The following is a 14,744-nucleotide window of genomic DNA, read 5'->3' as shown; positions in this document are numbered from 1 at the left end:
CCAGGGCACGGACCGGCACCATCCGCCGCCACCTGATCAACATCCCCGCCCGGATCGCCACCGGCGCCCGCCGCCTCACCCTCCACCTGTCCCAACACTGGCCCTGGGAAGCCGACTTCGTCGACCTGTGGACGACGACCGGACAGCGCATGGTCACGTGAACCACACGCTCGACCTGACCGCCCACGACCCGAAAGAACCTTGGAGACCCCGCACCGGTCGGCCACCCGGCGATCACCGCTGCCTGCGTCCCGAAGAAACACCCGGAACCCGCCCGACGCCCGTGAGCAGAATTCACGCGGTGGATCGAGGTTCAGCGCTTGCTGCAACTGCGCCTCGGCTTCGGCAAGGCTTCCCTGTTGCAGCAGGAGCGTGCCCAGCGATGCTCGGACACTGGCGACGTTGCGGTGGGAGCTGCCAAGCACGGTCTCCTGGAGGGCCAGGACATTGCGCACCTCGGATATGGCTTCGTCCGTTCGCCCGACGCGTCCCAAGGCCATGGCCCACTCGTAGTGGGCGTTGAGCGTGATTGGGTGATGTTCGCCGTGGCGCGCAGTCGCCGAATCCAAGATCGACCTGTACTCCGATTCCGCCTCGGTCAGTTCGCCTAGAGAGCGGAGTGCCGCAGCACGGCTGTTACGACCTGCCAACACGTTGGGGTGGTCGTCGACGAGCTGCCTTTTCTGCGCGTCGGTCAGCTCCGCGAAGACCGCCGCAGCGCTCTTCGCGTCGAGCTCCCCTTGTTGTGTGAGCAGTATGGCCATGCTGTGACGCGCGTCGAGCGTCTCGGGATGATCGGGTCCCAGGATGCGTGTCCGAGCGTCCAGCACGGCCCGAATCTCGGCCTCCGCTGCGGTGAACTCCTGTCGCAGGACGAGGGTGATGGCCAGGTTCGCACGAGTGATCAGCGTGGATGGGTGCTCAGCTCCGAGAACCTCTTCTTCCAGTTCGAGAACCTGGCGGAAGACCTCCTCGGCACGCTGGTTCTCCCCCTGATCGCGCAGAGAGATCGCGAATTCGTGCTGGGCTTCAAGGACATCGGGGTGCTCTTCTCCCAGCTCGGCTCGCAGTCCTTCCAGCACCAGTCTTCCCTCGTCCGCAGCTTCACCGAGGCGGCCCATGCCTCTGATGCAGATGGCACGACCGTGCCGCGAGCGCAACGTGGTGGCGGCATCGGCGCCGAACAGTCGGGTCTCATGACGGATCACCTCGTCGTACTCGCGCTCCGCCTCCTCTAGCTTTCCTCGCTGACATGCCACTCTCGCCCGCTGGTAGCGCACGGTCAGGGTGGTGGAGTCTGCCTCCCCGAACTGCCTGACGCACTCCTCCGTAATGCGGTCAAGTTCGGACTCTGCCGCCGTCAGATCGCCCATCTCCTCGACTGCAATGGCCCGGTGCCTGCGGATATTCACCCTGACCCAGGGAGCGGCTTCTGTAGAATCAGCACGCTCCAACGCTTCGTCCGCCAGTTCGCAGGCCGCCGCGTACTCGCCTCGGAAGTGCAGGTAGGAAACAGCGACCCCGGCACCGATCAGCAGGCCGTTGAGACGGTCATCGGCCGTGGTGCCCCATTGAGGCAATCGTCGCAGCATCACCTGCCAGTGCGGGATGAGCCCCTGCCAAGCCGGCCAGGAACTCGGATCCCGCGGATTCTCCATGTAGGGAGTGGCTGTCACCAGCAGATCGGCGGCCGAATCCCATACCTTTCGGTAGGCCCCGGGCTCCGTGAGGAGTGGGGCGACCGACACCTCGGCCACGAGCCGGTGGATCTGGTAGACGGGTTCGGTCGAACCTGTGTTGACCCCGATGAGGCCGAACCTGCGAAGACCGCCCATGGCAGTTCTGATTGCCCGGGGCGGAAGTCTCGCGGGCCACATCGGCAGAGTGGCAATGGCGGAAAGGTTGAGCAGAGCGTTCGGCAGGGAGGCGGTCGGGGCGAAGCAGGACAGCAACTGCAGCAAGCTGCGGGCATGCTCTGTGCCCTGCCGTTCGAGGAGGGACAGGGACAGCTCCCACGTACCGGCAATGGTCCGGCGGGCCCGGTCTTCCTCGTTGCGTAGATCCCCGTGCACGCCCTCGGTCGCGTCGTCAAGGAACAGCGGGGAGCCGTCGAGCACGTCGGAGTATCCGGCGAAGGTCTGTGCTTCGGCCAGTGGATCGCCGTGTGCCATGGCCAGGTATGTGCCCGCCAAGTGCAGTGCAAGGGGCAGGGAGCCCAGCCGGTCGGCCAGAGCCCTGGCGGAGGCCGCGTCCCCTGCCTCACGAGCCAGTTCTTGGAGGACCTGGCCTGCGAATTCGAGTTCCAGGACCTCAAGTCGGTGGAAGCGTGCGATTCGGTCGCCCCAGGATCGCTTGTTGCCGTCGCGCGTGGTGACGAGGACGCCACGTGACATGCCGATCGGGGGCCTGACCCAGCCCGTGGCGTCGGCAAGCGCGGCGCCTGGGCAGGACAGTACGTTGAGATCGTCGGCATCGTCGAAGACAAGCAGCCAGGGGCGGTCCAGGTTCGCCAGATGGCGCCACACCAGATCGGCTGCAGGCCGTCCGCCCTTCTCCCAGGCATGGGCGACGTGCTCGGCCGGGGCTCCGGCGCGGAGAGCCGCCTGCTGCATCCCGTCGGCCACGGCAGCTGCGGATCCGGCCTGGATCCAGAAGACCTCGGCTCCGGCCTTCTTGGCACGCTCGGCTGCGCTCAGGGCGACCGTTGTCTTCCCCACCCCGCCCATCCCGGACAGGACTTGGATACGCGGACCTTCCACGGTCTGTGTGAGGGCCGTCAGGATGCTGTCACGCCCCAGCACGGCCTGCGGAAGCCTGCCGTAGGGAGCCTCTACCGAGCCGAGTGCGAGCAACTCCTGTAAGGATGGGGTGGGGGAGCTGAGGCCCGTGACGTTAACGGTGACCGAATCGTGGAAATGCGCCGCCGGAGCGTTGAGACCCGTGGAGCCTAGGACGCTGTTAGCTGTCGTGTCCCGAGCGGGTTCGGGGCTCGTCGTCATCGTGCTTGCTCGGACTGACCGAATGACATGTGCACCTCACCGTTGAAGGTTCCCCCAGGCGCATTGAGCCCCTGGGATCCGTGCACGGTGTTGGTAGTGGAGCCAACGGGCTTAGCGAGGAGTGACAACCACTCCTCCATCTCACGACGGAACTCAGGGTCGGCCGCGGCCTCACGACGTAGGGCCTCACCAAGTAGAGCGACGGCAGCTGGATCGTTGCTATTTCGCGCGTCTAGGACGGCGACAGCCTGGTCATTGCGCGAGAAGCGGCTCCGGAGACGCTGCCAGAGATCCGTTACGACTGCCTCGCTCAGGCTTCCGCTGGCACCACCCAGCGCCGCAAGTGCCAGCTCGGCCAACGCTAAGTCCATCTGAACCCCCAGGATGTCGATCACCTAATTGCGCTAGGCGCCATTTTAGTGATGAGAAGCCACTTGAGGCTGGTCTTGGCTAAACGGTCGGCCCACGTGCTTCAGCGACTGGTGCGCGTGATCTCGATGGCGGGGGCGCCGAGGGCTTCCTTTACCGCCGTTGGAAGACCGAGTGGAACGGCGCTCGCGGGGCACTTCAGGCGGCCGAGAACGAGGCTGTCGAGCGGGAAGGCCGCAAGCCCGTCGAGCTGCCGCACATGGTGACTCACGACCTGCGGCACTTTTACGCCTCCGCGCTGATTGCCGGCGGCGCGAGCGTCAAGCAGGTTCAGCTCGTCCTCGGGCACGCGTCCGCCGTCATCACGCTGCGGATCTACGCGCACCTGTGGCCGGGCGAAGAGGACCGCACCCGGACCGTCATGGACGCCGTGCTCGGCGGCCTGCGGACCGGGTGCGGACTCGGAGACACTGCAACCAAGAAAATCGCAGGTCAGAGGGCATGATCGAAGATCAAGCCTTCTTCGTCTCCCAGAAGATCTTGTCGATCTGGGCGATGTAGTCCAGAGCCTTCTGGCCGGTGGCCGGGTCGGTCGAGCCCTTGGCGGCCGACAGGGCCTTCAGGGTGTCGTTGACCAGCTGGTGCAGCTCCGGGTACTTCTCGAAGTGCGGGGGCTTGAAGTAGTCGCTCCACAGCACGGAGACGTGGTGCTTCGCCAGCTCGGCGCGCTGCTCCTTGATGACGGTGGCGCGGGCCTGGAAGTGCGGGTCGTCGTTGTCGGCCATCTTTTCCTGGACGGCCTTCACCGACTCCGCCTCGATACGGGCCTGGGCGGGGTCGTACACGCCGCAGGGCAGGTCGCAGTGGGCGCTGACCTTGACCTTGGGGGCAAACAGGCGGGAAAGCATGGAGCAATCCTTCCTCGTGATCGTCTTCTCACAGGGGACATTACTCCGTGGAGGAGTGGATTTGGCGAGTGCCCCCGGGGGCCTAGGACAAAAGTCGGGGGACAGACTGAGACTGGTGGAGGAAGAACCGGGGAGGTGCCGGGTGATGCCGGAGCTGTCGCAGGATGCCGAGCGGGTGGGGGCGCCGCTGCCCTTCGGGGTGGCCGAGGTGACGGGGCCGTCCATGGTGCCCACGCTGTACCACGGGGACCGGCTCCTGGTGCATTACGGGGCCCGGGTCAAGCCGGGCGACGTGGTGGTGCTGCGGCACCCGTTCCAGCAGGATCTGCTCGTGGTGAAGCGGGCCGCCGAACGGCGCGAGGGCGGCTGGTGGGTGCTGGGGGACAACACGTACGCCGGTGGTGACAGCACCGACTACGGGGTGGTGCCCGACGACCTGGTGCTCGGCCGGGTCCGTCTGCGCTACCGGCCGCGCAAACCGGGTCGACGGTCGCCGCTGGCGCTGGTGGGCTGGGCGCTGTCGGCGGTGCGGCCGGTCTTCTCCCCCCGCTCGGCCTCCAGGCGTTTGCGGGCGCGGTAGGCGGCCACGTTGGCCCGGGTGGCGCAGCGGTCGGAACAGTAGCGCCGGGAGCGGTTGGTCGAGGTGTCCAGGTAGGCGTTGCGGCAGGGCGGGGCCTCGCACAGACCGAGGCGGTCCACGCCGTACTCGGTGAGGTGGAAGGCGAGGCCCATCGCGGCGATGGCCGCGTAGCCGGCGGTCGCGTTGGACGGATGGTCGGCCAGGTGCATGTGCCACAGCGGTCGGCCGTCGTCGTCACGGAAGTCGTGCCCGGAGATCTGCGGGCTCACCGGGAACTCCAGCAGCAGCGAGTTCAGCAGGTCGACGGAGAGCGTCTCGTCGCCGCCGTCCGCCGCCTCGAAGACCGCACGCAGCCGGGCCCGGACCGAGCGGAACCGGGTCACGTCCGCATCGGTCGCGCGCCGCGCCGCGGACTGGTTGGCGCCGAACAGGGCGCGCACGGCCTCCACCGAGGTCAGGGTGTCCTTGCCCCGGGCCGGTTCCTCGGTGTTGACGAGGCGCACGGCGTAATCCGAGTAATAGGCCAGTTCCACTTGTAGTCCTTACGTGGTGGCTTTATGGTCGTGTCAGCGGTTGAGTAACAGGCGATCGCGCTTACAGGGTATTACGCGACGTGGGTGAAGGAGCGGGTTCATGACGGACGCGGACACCGGGACCACCACCACCGACTGGCCTGCCTGGCAGGAGAGCTGGGACCGGCAGCAGGAGTGGTACATGCCCGACCGCGAGGAGCGACTGCGGGTCATGCTCGACATGGTGGAGGCCGTCGTCGGCGCCTCCCCGCGCGTGCTGGACCTCGGGTGCGGCACGGGAACCATCACGGCCCGCCTGCTCGCCCGGTTCCCGGACGCCACCAGCACCGGCGTCGACCTGGACCCGGCGCTGCTCACCATCGCCGAGGGCACCTTCGCGGGCGATCCGCGGGCCACCTTCGTGACGGCCGACCTGAAGGACCCCGACTGGCCGGCGGGGCTCCCCCACGACTCCTACGACGCCGTGCTGACCGCGACCGCCCTCCACTGGCTGCACAACGAACCCCTCGCTGATCTCTACGGACAGGTCGCCGGCCTCGTCCGTGACGGCGGTGTCTTCATGAACGCGGACCACATGATCGACGAGACGACCCCCGGGATCAACGCGGCCGAGCGCGCCCTGCGCCACGCGCGCATGAATCAGGCCAAACGGGACGGCGCCCTCGACTGGGCCGAATGGTGGCAGCTCGCCGCCGAGGACCCCGTCCTCGCCGAGCCCACCGCCCGCCGCTTCGAGATCTACGGCGAGCACGCCGACGGCGACATGCCGTCCGCGGCGTGGCACGCGCGCGTGCTGCGCGAGAGGGGGTTCGCCGAGGCCCGCCCGGTGTGGTGCTCCCCCTCGGACACCTTGCTGCTGGCGCTCAAGTGAGACCCGCGGGTCCATGACGAAGGGGCGGTACGGAGATCCGTGCCGCCCCTTCGCCGTGGGCCGTCGCCCCGTGCGTACCCGTGCGGGGTGTCAGAGCACCTTGGACAGGAACGACTTCGTGCGCTCGTGCTGCGGGTCCGTCAGGACGTCGCGCGGGTGGCCGGACTCGACCACCACGCCGCCGTCCATGAAGACCAGGCTGTCGCCCACCTCGCGGGCGAAGCCCATCTCATGGGTGACGACGATCATGGTCATGCCCGACTCGGCCAGGTCGCGCATGACGTCGAGGACGTCGCCGACCAGCTCCGGGTCGAGCGCCGAGGTCGGCTCGTCGAACAGCATCAGCTTGGGGTCCATGGCGAGCGCCCGCGCGATCGCCACGCGCTGCTGCTGGCCGCCGGAGAGCTGGGAGGGGTAGTTCCCGGCCTTGTCGGCCAGGCCCACGCGCTCCAGCAGCTGCCCCGCGCGCTCCCGGGCCTGCCCCCTGCTCACGCCCTTCACCTGTACCGGCGCCTCGATGACGTTCTCCAGCGCCGTCATGTGCGGGAACAGGTTGAAGCGCTGGAAGACCATGCCGATGTCCCGGCGCTTCAGCGCGACCTCGCTGTCCTTGAGCTCGTACAGCTTGTCGCCCTTCTGGCGGTAGCCGACCAGCTCCCCGTCGACGTACAGACGCCCGGCGTTGATCTTCTCGAGGTGGTTGATACACCTCAGGAAGGTGGACTTGCCGGAGCCGGAGGGGCCGATGAGGCAGAACACCTCACCGGACCTGACCTCCAGGTCGATGCCCTTGAGGACGTCCACGGGGCCGAAGGACTTGCGAACACCCTCGGCCTTGACCATGGCGGGGGAGGGCTGCTTCATGCCGTGACTCCCTTCGGGCGGCGCGTGGGAAGGACCGCGGCCTTGAAACGCTGCAGCGGTGTCTGGGGCAGGGAACGACTCGAACCGCGGGCGTAGTACCGCTCGATGTAGTACTGCCCGACGCTCAGGATCGAGGTCATGATCAGATACCAGGCTGCGGCCAAGAAGTACATCTCGACCGGCGAGCCCGCGTTCTGGCCGATGTCCTGGGCCTCCTTGAAGAGGTCGTAGAACTGTACAGCTGAGACGAGCGAGGTCGTCTTCAGCATGTTGATCACTTCGTTGCCGGTCGGCGGCACGATGACGCGCATCGCCTGCGGGATGACGATCCGGCGGAGTGTCTTCGTGTGGCTCATTCCCAGGGCGTGCGACGCCTCGGTCTGTCCCTCGTCGACCGAGAGCAGACCGGCGCGGCAGATCTCGGCCATGTAGGCGGCCTCATTGAGGCCCAGGCCGAGCAGCGCCGCCAGCAGCGGCGTCATGAAGGACGACCAGTAGTCCTTGTAGACCGGACCCAGGTTGATGTACTCGAACACCAGGCCCAGGTTGAACCAGACGAAGAGCTGGACCAGGACCGGTGTGCCGCGGAAGAACCAGATGTAGAACCACGCGATCGACGAGGTCACCGGGTTCTTCGACAGGCGCATCACGGCGAGCAGGATGCCGCCGGCGATGCCGATCACCATCGACAGCACCGTGAGCAGCAGGGTGTTCAGGACACCGTCGATGATGCGGTCGTCGAAGAAGTACTCGGGGATCGCACCCCAGTTGATCTTGCCTTGGGCGAAGGCGTAGACGACCGCGCCCAGAAGGGCGAGCGCGACGACGGCGGACACGTACCGCCCCGGATGCCGGACCGGAACGGCCTTGATGGCCTCCGGCCCGGCGGGGGGCGTTACGTCGGGACCGGTCGTCTTGTTGACGTCAGCAGTCACAGATGGAGCCTTTCAGAGCCACGTCGAACGGGACGGTTCAGGAGCCGCCGTTGATCTTGGCCTCGGTGATCGCACCGTCTGCGACACCCCACTTCTCCACGATCTTCGTGTACTCGCCGCTGTCGATGACTGCCTGGACGGCCGCCTGCAGAGCGTCCCGCAGCTCGGTGTTGTCCTTGGCGACGGCGATGCCGTACGGGCCCGCCTCGACCTGGTCGCCGACGATCTCGAAGTACTTGCCCCCGCCGGAGTTCTTCACTGAGTACGCGGCGATCGGGAAGTCGGCGGAGACGACGTTCGCGCCCTTGGAGCGCATCCGGGTCTCGGCTTCGGGGTTGGTCGCGAAGTCCTCGATCTTCAGAGTCTTCTTGCCGCCCTTCTCGCACTTCTGCGCCTGCTCCTTGGCGAGGTCGTGGGAGAAGGTGTTGCGCTGGACCGCCATGGTCTTGCCGCACAGGTCGTCCCAGGTCTTGATGCCCTGGTCGTCGCCCTTGTTGGTGTAGAGCGAGACGCCCGCGGTGAAGTAGTCGACGAAGTCGACGCCGGCGCCGACCTTCTTGCCGGTGTCGGCGTCGATGCCCTCCTGCCGCTCCTTGGTGTCGGTCATGGCCGACATCGCGATGTCGTAGCGCTTGGATGCGAGACCGCCGATCAGGGTGTCGAACGTGCCGTTCTGGAACTCGAACGTCACGCCGAGCTGCTTGCCCATGGCGGCCGCGAGGTCGGGGTCGATGCCGACCACCTTGCCGGAGTCGTCCTTGAACTCGACCGGGGCGTACGCGATGTCCGAACCGACCTTGATGACGCCCTTGTCGCGGATCGACTGGGGGAGCTTGTCGGCCAGCGGGGCGGCGCTCGTCGACGCGGTGTCGCTGCTGCCCGAGCCGTTGTCCTTGGTCTGGTCACCGCAGCCGGTGATGAGCAGAGTGCCTGCGACCGCGATCGCGCCGACCGCTGCCAGTCGGGACTTGGCGGCGGGGGTACGACGGGTGGTGCGTGCGGCCATGGTGGTTCCTCCGGCGGATGAGTGGAATGCCGATGGGTTCGGCCACTGCCGATGGGGACCGGCAGTGCCGCGGGTCGCCGAGAGCACATGCCTTCGAGTGTCGCGACCTCGTGTGATTACCGCATCTTGCCATTCGGACTGCTCCATCCAGTGGGCTCGCCATGTCAAAATCAGGTAACGGGTGGCGCTCGAACCGCACTGATTCGTTCCATCAAGGCCGGACGGTCTGCGGGAATGCTCCGTTCCAGCCGGAAGATCTCCGGTTCAGGGTGGGGTATCGGTCGCCCGGCCATGGCATTTGCCAGGTCTCGAGCGTTTGTCAAGTGCTTGTCGGGGGCTTGTCCTGAAATTGGTCGATGAGTCCCGGCGCCCGCATGTGACCTTTGCGTTATGGACTCGTCGCCGAAGGCGTCAGTCCGGTAAGAAGGTGCTTTACACCCCTCATCCGGGGATCCAGGGCGCGTGTGCGGCGCGCCCGTCGTGTCTGTGCCCGACGTATCAACCCACCGGGCCCTGCGCGGTCCCGCCCGCTCCTCACCCGGAGCGGCAACCCTCAAACCAAGAACGATTAAGGGGTCAACCAAGTGGCAGCGGAGATTGTCAATCCTCGCAGCGACAGCGAAAGCCGGAACGGTCACACGGAACAGGACGGCGGGGCCGAGCCCCTCGACTCCATCGACCCGGCATTCGCGCTGCACCGCGGCGGCAAGATGGCTGTGCAGGCCACCGTGCCGCTCCGTGACAGGGACGATCTGTCCCTGGCGTACACGCCCGGCGTCGCGAAAGTGTGCAGCGCGATCGCCGAGCAGCCGGAACTCGTCCACGACTACACCTGGAAGTCCTCGGTCGTCGCCGTCGTCACCGACGGTACGGCCGTGCTGGGACTCGGTGACATCGGCCCCGAGGCCTCCCTCCCCGTGATGGAGGGCAAGGCGATCCTCTTCAAGCAGTTCGGCGGCGTGGACGCGGTTCCGCTCGCGCTGAACACCACCGACGTGGACGAGATCGTCGAGACCGTGGTCCGGCTCGCTCCGTCCTTCGGCGGGGTGAACCTGGAGGACATCTCGGCGCCCCGGTGCTTCGAGGTCGAGCGGCGGCTGCAGGAGCAGCTGGACATCCCGGTCTTCCACGACGACCAGCACGGCACGGCGATCGTGTCGCTGGCGGCACTGCGCAACGCGGCGCGGCTGAGCGGGCGGGCGCTGGGCGATCTGCGGGCCGTGATCTCGGGCGCCGGCGCGGCCGGTGTCGCGATCGCCAAGATGCTGGTCGAAGCCGGGATCGGCGATGTCGCGGTGACCGACCGCAAGGGCGTCGTCTCGCGCGAGCGTGACGACCTCACGCCGATCAAGCGGGAAGTGGCGGCGTTCACGAACAAGGCGGGCATCTCCGGTTCGCTGGAGACCGCGCTGGACGGGGCCGACGTCTTCATCGGCGTCTCCGGCGGCACGGTGCCGGAGTCGGCGGTGGCGTCGATGGCGAAGGGCGCCTTCGTCTTCGCCATGGCCAACCCCGACCCCGAGGTGCACCCGGAGATCGCGCACAAGTACGCGGCGGTCGTGGCCACCGGACGGTCGGACTTCCCGAACCAGATCAACAACGTGCTGGCGTTCCCGGGGATCTTCGCGGGGGCGCTGCAGGTGCGTGCCTCGCGGATCACCGAGGGGATGAAACTGGCGGCGGCCGAGGCGCTGGCGTCGGTGGTGGGGGACGACCTCTCCGCCGACTACGTCATTCCGTCCCCGTTCGACGAGCGGGTCGCTCCGGCGGTGACCGCGGCGGTGGCCGCTGCCGCCCGCGCGGAGGGCGTCGCCCGGCGCTGAGGCGCGCGGAGCTGTGTCGGCCCCGTCCTCGGGTGGACGGGGCCGACTGCTTTTCCCGGCGGCCGGGCACACCACGCGGGTCGGGCGCCGGGAGACGGGCGGGGTCTCCGGGGTGCGGTGCGGTGTGGTGGCAAGAAGGCGTGTCTCACAGCGCCGCGTTGTTCCGTCGGGGGGACGGGCGGCCTATCGTCAAGGTCATGTTCGCTGTCTACGCCGCCCGAATCGACCGTGACCAGCCGCTTTCCGGTCTGGAGCTGGGGGAGCGTCCGGCTCCCGAGGCCCGTCCCGGCTGGAGCACCGTGACCGTGAAGGCCGCCTCCCTCAACCATCATGACCTGTGGTCCCTGCGGGGCGTGGGCCTTGCGGAGGACAAGCTGCCCATGATCCTCGGCTGTGACGCCGCCGGCATCGACGAGGACGGCAACGAGGTCGTCCTGCACTCCGTGATCGGACAGACCGGCCATGGAGTGGGCCCGAACGAACCCCGGTCGATCCTGACGGAGCGTTACCCCGGCACCTTCGCCGAGCAGGTCGCCGTGCCCACCTGGAACGTCCTGCCCAAGCCGAAGGAACTGTCCTTCGAGGAGGCGGCCTGCCTGCCCACGGCCTGGCTGACCGCGTACCGGATGCTGTTCACCAACGCCGGGGTGCGGCCCGGTGACTCCGTCCTGGTGCAGGGGGCCGGCGGAGGCGTCGCCACCGCCGCGATCGTGCTGGGGAAGGCCGCGGGACTGCGGGTCTTCGCCACCAGCAGGGACGAGGCGAAGCGGAAGCGGGCCGTGGAACTGGGCGCGGTGGAGGCGCTGGAGCCCGGAGCCCGGCTGCCGCAGCGGGTCGACGCGGTCATCGAGACGGTGGGGGCCGCGACCTGGTCCCACTCGGTGAAGTCGCTGCGGCCCGGCGGCACGCTGGTGATCTCCGGCGCCACCAGTGGCGACCGGCCGTCGCACGCCGAGCTCACCCGGATCTTCTTCCTGGAGCTCAAGATCGTCGGGTCGACGATGGGGACCAAGGACGAGCTGGAGGACCTGCTCGCCTTCTGCGCCGCCACCGGGGTGCGGCCCGTCATCGACGAGGTACTGCCCATGGACCGGGCGCGGGAAGGCTTCGAACGGATGGAGACGGGCGGGCAGTTCGGGAAGATCGTGCTCACGGTTCCGTAGGTTCGCGGCTCTCGGTATGCGCGGTTCCTCTCCACGGCCGGTCCGGATTCCGGGCCGGCCGTCGGAAACGATCACGGGGCCACCCACGAGTCCCTGACGAGGGTCCTGTACGGGAGCGGGTCAGGGCTTCGGGGCGCGCAGGAGGGCTCCGATGTGGGCTGCCGCCGTGGACAGGTGGCGACGGGCCTCGCGGAGCTGGTCCGGGGTGATCCCGTGGTCGCGGGTCGCGTCGCGGATGTCGTCCCGGAACCTGTCCAGCAGCCGGTCCAGGTCCCGCGCGGGGTCGCCGGTGGAGTCCGTGGCGCCCTCGTGCGCCCAGGCCGGGGTGTAGTCGGCCGGGAAGTCCTCCGGGGTCTGGGAGTAAGACGGTCCGGGCGCCGGAGTGCCGCTCTCCGTACCGGTGCGGCCGAAGCCGAAGTCCTTGCCGAACTCGCCCACCTCCTTGACCAGTTCACCCAGCCCTTCGCGCAGGCCGGTCGGCCAGTCGCCGCGTGAGAAGTGGTCCTGCATCTGCTCCTGCACCCGCCGGGCGATGCGCTGCACCTCCTCCTGGGCCTGGGCGGTGGCCCGGTCCTGGGCCTCCTTGGCCTGGCGGCGGGCGCGCTGAGCCTCGTCACGGGCGCGGCGGCTCTCGTCCTTGGCGCGCCGGGCCTGCTCCTTCCACTCCTGCTTGGCGCGTCGCAGCTCCTCCTTGGCAGCCCGCCAGGCCTCCTTCTCACCGAGGCCCGTGAAGTCTCCGGAGCCGGGGCCGGGTTCGGCTCCCGTCCCCGCGTCCCGCCCCTGGCGGGCCTGGCCGGCGGCGGCCCGCATCTCGCGGCGCAGGTCGCCGGCCGCGCCGCGGACATCGGCCTGTATCTCGGCGGCGAGTTCGGCGACCGACTCCCGGATCTCCAGCTCCAGATCGGCCAGCTCACCACTGCGGTCGGTCAGTTCGGCACGGCCGGCGTCCGTGATGGAGTACACCTTGCGGCCGCCCTCGGTGGCGTGGGTGACCAGGCCCTCCGCCTCCAGCTTGGCCAGGCGCGGGTAGACCGTGCCCGCCGACGGTGCGTACAGCCCCTGGAAGCGCTCCTCGAGGAGGCGGATCACCTCGTAGCCGTGGCGCGGGGCCTCGTCCAGCAGCTTCAGCAGGTAGAGGCGGAGGCGTCCGTGAGCGAAGACGGGGGCCATGTCAGAGCACCTTCTTGTCGGTCGTGCCGTCGGTCGTGCCGTCAGCCGTGGTGTCGGCCGGTGCGTCCCACGGCTCGCTCTCCTCCTCGCGGGGCGGGCGGCGCAACAGGGCGATGGAACCGGAGACGGTGGTGGCCCGCAGCTTGCCGTTGCCCGCGCCCAGCCGACCGGTGATCTTGTGGGCGCCCCACTGGCCGTGCACCCGCAGGCCGTCGAAGGCGTTGGAGACGGCGCCGCTCGCCGTGTTGGCCTCGACCTCCGCGTCCGCCGGATCGGGCAGTCGGATCGCGATCTCCCCGGAGACGCTGGCCAGCCGGATGTCGGTGGGACCGTCGGGAGCGAGGTCCACGATCATGGAGCCGCTGACCGAGTCCGCCCGCACGGTGGACCCGGACCCGTCGACCACGGTGAGGTCCCCGGAGACCGAGTGGAACCGCAGGTCACCGGTGACGGACTGGGCCTCGACGTTCCCGGACACCGTGTCCGCGCGGACCGGGCCGGAGAGGGCGACCAGCGTCGTGTCGCCGGTGACTCCCCGCACCACCGACGGCCCTTTGACCCCGGAGACCACGGCCCCGGCACCGACCACCCCCACCTCGACCCGTGTCTGCGTCGGAACCGCCAGCGAGACCACCGCGCTGCGGTGCCGGCCCTTGCGGTCCAGCCACTTGAGGAAGTCCTTCCAGGGCAGGTCCTCGTAGGCCACCGTGAGGGTGCCGCCCTGCTGGGTGACCGTCAGGGGCGGTCCCTCGATCTCGGAGACCTCCAGGCGGGCGGAACCTTCGTCCGTGCCCACCACGTTCACCGTTCCGTTGACGATGCGTACGTGGAGCTCGCTCACCGGCTCGTCGAACGTGAGCTTCGCGGGCTCTGAGACGGACCTTTCGGGCATGGTGGAACCTCCTGGGCCGGACTGCCTGACTAGCCGGACGGCGAGGCGACGGGACGGTCGACCGAGGGTGGTGCCGGCGATGCACACCCGGCATGCGAGAACCCCGACGCGCCATATCGCGTCTCACGTAATTCACGATATATCGCGGCCGGGGAAAGTCAAGACACTCGTTCTGGTGATCAGTCCTCATGCAGGAGGGGCGAACCGCCCCGGTGTGTGGCCATGTCGACGGAACGACCCCAGGCCGGAGGCGGGGCCGGGAGTGGCGAGAGGAGCCGGAGCGGGCGGGGACGCCCCGGTCGGCTCATGGCGCCCTGCGCGACCGAATGTCCCCTGTCCGGCTACCCGGCTACCCGGCTACCCGGCTACCCGTGTACTCGCCTACTCGCCTACTCGCCTACTCGCCTACTCGTCGTCCTCGTCGTCGTCCAGCCGGGCCAGCCATGTCGCCAGGCGCTCCACCGGCACCTCGAAGTCGGGGTTGAGGTCGACGAACGTCCGCAGCTGCTCGGCGAGCCATTCGAAGGTGACCTCCTCCTCGCCGCGCCGCTTCTCCAGTTCCTCGATGCCACGGTCCGTGAAGTACATGAGGACAAGGATATGTGCGCGCAAACGGGCCGGGCCGCACCCC

13 protein-coding genes and 3 pseudogenes are annotated in these 14,744 nt (G+C 68.4%); 6 read left to right on the top strand and 10 right to left on the bottom strand.

Going from position 1 to position 14,744, the window contains the following annotated elements:
* Positions 1 to 161 (top strand): annotated as a pseudogene (locus DIZ27_RS46955) (IS1380 family transposase); the annotation flags it as partial.
* Positions 162 to 368: 207 nt separating this feature from the next.
* Here the strand turns inward: DIZ27_RS46955 and fxsT are convergent.
* Positions 369 to 2,999 (bottom strand): annotated as a pseudogene (fxsT, locus tag DIZ27_RS45130) (FxSxx-COOH system tetratricopeptide repeat protein); the annotation flags it as partial.
* Entirely contained in the window at positions 2,996 to 3,394 is a 399-nt protein-coding gene (locus DIZ27_RS45125; protein ID WP_146228926.1) for a hypothetical protein, read from the bottom strand. The gene DIZ27_RS45125 and the pseudogene fxsT, both read right to left, overlap by 4 nt.
* A gap of 128 nt (positions 3,395 to 3,522) precedes the next feature.
* Between DIZ27_RS45125 and DIZ27_RS10595 the strand changes: the two are divergent.
* Positions 3,523 to 3,873 (top strand): annotated as a pseudogene (locus DIZ27_RS10595) (tyrosine-type recombinase/integrase); the annotation flags it as partial.
* 7 nt (positions 3,874 to 3,880) lie between these two features.
* Here DIZ27_RS10595 and sodN read toward each other — a convergent pair.
* Complete coding sequence (gene sodN, locus DIZ27_RS10590) at positions 3,881 to 4,276, bottom strand: superoxide dismutase, Ni (RefSeq protein ID WP_109378085.1); 396 nt, start codon at positions 4,274 to 4,276, stop codon at positions 3,881 to 3,883.
* A gap of 145 nt (positions 4,277 to 4,421) precedes the next feature.
* On the opposite strand from sodN, the gene sodX reads away from it, so the two are divergent.
* Positions 4,422 to 4,856: a nickel-type superoxide dismutase maturation protease gene (gene sodX / locus DIZ27_RS10585; RefSeq protein WP_146228925.1), complete on the top strand. Its 435-nt coding sequence runs from the start codon at positions 4,422 to 4,424 to the stop codon at positions 4,854 to 4,856.
* On the opposite strand, the gene DIZ27_RS10580 is transcribed toward sodX, so the two are convergent.
* Positions 4,739 to 5,389: an ABATE domain-containing protein gene (locus tag DIZ27_RS10580; RefSeq protein ID WP_109378083.1), complete on the bottom strand. Its 651-nt coding sequence runs from the start codon at positions 5,387 to 5,389 to the stop codon at positions 4,739 to 4,741. The two genes, sodX and DIZ27_RS10580, sit on opposite strands and share 118 nt — an antisense overlap.
* A 100-nt stretch (positions 5,390 to 5,489) precedes the next feature.
* Here DIZ27_RS10580 and DIZ27_RS10575 point away from each other — a divergent pair, with 100 nt between their 5' ends.
* On the top strand, positions 5,490 to 6,260 hold the full coding sequence (locus tag DIZ27_RS10575; protein WP_109378082.1) for a trans-aconitate 2-methyltransferase: 771 nt from the start codon (positions 5,490 to 5,492) through the stop codon (positions 6,258 to 6,260).
* Between the two features lie 90 nt (positions 6,261 to 6,350).
* Here DIZ27_RS10575 and DIZ27_RS10570 read toward each other — a convergent pair whose 3' ends face one another.
* Genes DIZ27_RS10570 through DIZ27_RS10560 form a run of 3 tightly spaced genes read right to left on the bottom strand, consistent with a single transcriptional unit; the run spans position 6,351 to position 9,065 of the window.
* The gene (locus DIZ27_RS10570; protein ID WP_109378081.1) at positions 6,351 to 7,124 is read right to left on the bottom strand and encodes an amino acid ABC transporter ATP-binding protein; all 774 of its coding nucleotides are present in this window, start codon (positions 7,122 to 7,124) and stop codon (positions 6,351 to 6,353) included.
* Positions 7,121 to 8,059 carry an amino acid ABC transporter permease gene (locus DIZ27_RS10565; protein ID WP_109378080.1) on the bottom strand — a complete coding sequence of 313 codons (939 nt, stop codon included), beginning with the start codon at positions 8,057 to 8,059 and terminating at the stop codon, positions 7,121 to 7,123. The genes DIZ27_RS10570 and DIZ27_RS10565 overlap by 4 nt, the downstream gene beginning before the upstream one ends.
* A 37-nt stretch (positions 8,060 to 8,096) precedes the next feature.
* Entirely contained in the window at positions 8,097 to 9,065 is a 969-nt protein-coding gene (locus tag DIZ27_RS10560) for an ABC transporter substrate-binding protein (protein ID WP_109378079.1), read from the bottom strand.
* A 584-nt stretch (positions 9,066 to 9,649) separates the two neighbouring features.
* On the opposite strand from DIZ27_RS10560, the gene DIZ27_RS10550 reads away from it, so the two are divergent.
* Together DIZ27_RS10550 and DIZ27_RS10545 are read left to right on the top strand one after the other, a co-directional pair.
* Entirely contained in the window at positions 9,650 to 10,888 is a 1,239-nt protein-coding gene (locus DIZ27_RS10550; protein ID WP_109378078.1) for an NADP-dependent malic enzyme, read from the top strand.
* A 197-nt stretch (positions 10,889 to 11,085) separates the two neighbouring features.
* On the top strand, positions 11,086 to 12,051 hold the full coding sequence (locus DIZ27_RS10545; RefSeq protein ID WP_109378077.1) for a zinc-binding dehydrogenase: 966 nt from the start codon (positions 11,086 to 11,088) through the stop codon (positions 12,049 to 12,051).
* 120 nt (positions 12,052 to 12,171) lie between these two features.
* Here the strand turns inward: DIZ27_RS10545 and DIZ27_RS10540 are convergent, their stop codons facing one another.
* The 3 genes from DIZ27_RS10540 to DIZ27_RS10530 form a co-directional block, all read right to left on the bottom strand.
* Positions 12,172 to 13,221 (bottom strand): PadR family transcriptional regulator, encoded by a 1,050-nt coding sequence (locus DIZ27_RS10540; RefSeq protein ID WP_109378076.1) that lies wholly within the window; start codon positions 13,219 to 13,221, stop codon positions 12,172 to 12,174.
* A 1-nt stretch (position 13,222) separates the two neighbouring features.
* A complete protein-coding gene (locus DIZ27_RS10535) occupies positions 13,223 to 14,113 on the bottom strand; it encodes a DUF4097 family beta strand repeat-containing protein (protein ID WP_109378075.1) in 891 nt (296 codons plus the stop codon).
* 405 nt (positions 14,114 to 14,518) lie between these two features.
* Positions 14,519 to 14,701 carry a DUF6104 family protein gene (locus DIZ27_RS10530; protein ID WP_019058231.1) on the bottom strand — a complete coding sequence of 61 codons (183 nt, stop codon included), beginning with the start codon at positions 14,699 to 14,701 and terminating at the stop codon, positions 14,519 to 14,521.
* Between the last annotated feature and the right edge of the window lie 43 nt (positions 14,702 to 14,744).

The sequence above is a fragment of the Streptomyces sp. NWU339 genome, from assembly GCF_003143855.1.
In the GTDB taxonomy this organism is placed as follows: Bacteria; Actinomycetota; Actinomycetes; order Streptomycetales; family Streptomycetaceae; genus Streptomyces.
This window is presented reverse-complemented; position numbering and strand designations above follow the sequence as displayed.